The sequence below is a fragment of the Streptomyces sp. WG5 genome, from assembly GCF_049974565.1.
Taxonomy (GTDB): domain Bacteria; phylum Actinomycetota; class Actinomycetes; order Streptomycetales; family Streptomycetaceae; genus Streptomyces.
The window spans coordinates 1-557 of sequence record NZ_JBNGGC010000188.1 but is presented as its reverse complement, the minus strand read 5'-3'; the positions used below and the strand labels follow the sequence as shown (position 1 = coordinate 557).

General features: G+C 72.7%; 1 protein-coding gene. It reads right to left on the bottom strand.

Annotated elements, in window-relative coordinates; translation table 11 throughout:
* Positions 1 to 557 (bottom strand): hypothetical protein (locus ACP4IX_RS36545; RefSeq protein ID WP_426558990.1); only part of this gene is annotated, 557 nt, incomplete at both ends.

The following is a 557-nucleotide window of genomic DNA, read 5'->3' as shown; positions in this document are numbered from 1 at the left end:
GCAGTTGGAGTGCGCCGCGTTCGGGCAGGACGAGCGGCGCCTCCAGCGTCAGCTCCTCCAGCAGCTCGGTACCGGCCCGCTGTCCGGCGTGCAGGGCCAGCTCGACAAACGCCGTCCCGGGCAGCAGCACCGCGCCCGACACGGCGTGGTCGGCCAGCCACGGGTGGGAATCGAGCGACAGGCGACCGGTGAACAACAACCCCTCGGAATCGGGGAGTTCAACCGCCGCACCGAGCAGCGGATGCTCCGCCCGGCCGAGACCGGCCGACCTCACGTCGCCCACCTGCGAGACCGGCACGTCGATCCAGTACCGCTCCTGCTGGAAGGCATAGGTCGGCACGTCGGCCAGTCGGGCCCCGGTCCCGGCGAAGTACGCCTGCCAGTCGACCGCGATGCCCCGGGTGTGGGCGTGGGCGAGCGCGGTGGTGACGGTCTCGGCCTCGGGGCGCGAGGAGCGCAGGACCGGGGCGAAGGCGGCGTCTTCGGCGGTCAGGCACTCCTGGGCCATGGCGGAGAGGACTCCGTCGGGGCCGAGTTCGAGGTACGTGGTGACGCCC